The 2,137-nt window shown below is 52.5% G+C and carries 1 protein-coding gene; it reads right to left on the bottom strand.

Going from position 1 to position 2,137, the window contains the following annotated elements:
• Window positions 1-761: 761 nt before the first annotated feature.
• On the bottom strand, window positions 762-2,137 hold a 1,376-nt coding region (locus tag AC1DRJ_RS25370; RefSeq protein ID WP_477804577.1), incomplete at its 5' end, for a sulfatase-like hydrolase/transferase.

A 2,137-nucleotide genomic window follows, 5' to 3' on the forward strand; every position in this document is an offset into this window, starting at 1 on the left:
ACGGTGCTGGCTGAAAGAGAGGGCGTTCATAACGTTTGCTGCCTCATCGCTGCTCTGCCGCGTGGGAAAAGTAAGGGTTTTGACTATTAGGCAGGTACTCTGGATTACGAAATAAAAAGCTGTGAATTCACTCTAATTCACAGTCTCTTCATGTCCGAAAGTAGCTGGAACTACGGGAAAAGGCAGGGATTGCTCAGCGGTGCTAAATGGGGACTCCACTTGTGAAAAGAGGGCGTCAAAGTACCAGGGGCTCACTGCATGCATTCCAAAAGGGGTAAATCGTGAAGGAGGGTTAGTAGCTACTGTTAGTATTGACAGCAAAGTGCCGAGAGAGAACGCCCCGAGTGTCAGTTTTCCAGCAAGGGACCACCTCCTGAATCAGGGGGGGGTAATTGCGCAACAGTAGGTGCTGCGGCAGGTAAACCAAACCCGGTTCACCCCCACTAGAAGAGTGTGAGTGAACAATAGAGGACATATTCAGTAGGCATAAGCCGGGGCTACTGTTGGAAAGAGTTGCATGGCCAATGCTGATGCGTCTGTCAGCGCCACGCAGCCGGATAGAGCCCTAGAGACACGACTTCCAGCGGGGAGTAAACAAAAAGTAAATTTTCGTGATGATAGTTTGATTTAAAGGAAACATTTCAATTGTTCCAGGACGCGTCCATCGATAAGGTCCGCGCGACAGAACGGTCCACCACCGACTTCCTGAGCGATACAGCAGCGCAAGAAATCGGTGGTTATTTCAGACTCGCTCCCGCGTCCTATTCGCCGGCATGACTCGACGCTCTGGAGGCTGCCATTTCGGCCATGATGCCGTCCAGGTTGTAGGTTTCAGGTGCTTGCAAGGGTGGGAACTCTTTATACGATGCTAGTTCTTTCATCCACAGCAACTGACCGAGGGGTAGCATATTCCAGTCATAGAGATAGGCTGTGACGGGTGCAGCAAGTGCCCCACCGTAACCCGTGATGGATTTAGGATCGTCCAGCCCGCCAGCAATCTCGAAGGGATCGCGCTTGATATTGTCAACCATGGTCCAAGAGTAGCTTACAGGTCCTTTCATAGCTCCCGTAGGATCGGTTGGCACCATCGTGTAGTACATCTTCCAGTTTTTGTAGCGCACTGCCGAAGGCTTGGCACCGGTGTAATAGAAGAAGGTCTCGCGCGCGGACTTCTCACTCTTACCTGTCAGATAGTCAACTTGATTGACGCCATCGAGTGTGGTTTTGACGATGCCTGGGTACTTGCCACCTTCAATCTGTGTCTTCAGGTCATTCCCCTTCGGACCACCGGCAATTTCAACCAGGGTTGGCACCCAGTCCAGCGATGCAAACAACTGATTCCTGACGGTGCCTGGCTTGATGTGTCCAGGCCAACGAACAACCATCGGTGCACGCATACCGCCTTCCCAGGTTGTCAGCTTGCCACCTTTGAAGGGGGTGACGCCGCCGTCGGGATAGGTGATGACTTCAGCACCGTTGTCGGTGGTAAACACAATAATGGTGTTTTCCAGCTGCCCCATGTCTTCAAGCTTCTTGATGACATACCCGATGTTGTCATCCATTTGCTTCATACCGGCCTCATTGACCCCCCAATCCTTGCCGCCAGGGGTGCCGACCATGCTCAGATACTTCTCTGACAGCACGGTAGTGATGTGCATACGTGCCGGGTTGTACCAGACGAAGAAAGGTTTGTTGGTTTTTTTAGGGTCATTGCGGTCGAGGAAATCGATGAGGTGTGTTGAGATTTCTTCATCGACGGTTTTTGACCGGTCAAGGGTCAATGGGCCTTCATCCTTACACTTCTGATTCTGCTGTGTGCCATCCGAGGATGYGCAAGCAATTACCGGTCGTGGCGGGGTCAGGCAAATACCCGTCCTGGGGTCGACAGCCCCGGGGGCGTCGGGCACTCCGGGCAATGGTTCATTTTTGCAGGGTGGTGCAATGGCTTGTTCAGTAGGCGATTTGTTGATGTCAGGAAAACTCACCCCTTGCATCGCATCCAAGTGATAGAGGTAGCCCCAAAACTCTTGAAAACCGTGGGCAGTTGGCAGTGCTGCGGGGTGGTCTCCCAAGTGGTTCTTGCCGAACTCCCCTGTTGAATAGCCCAAATCGTAGAGGAATTTGGCCAGTGCTGGTG

Source organism: Pseudomonas sp. P5_B2, assembly GCF_056400445.1.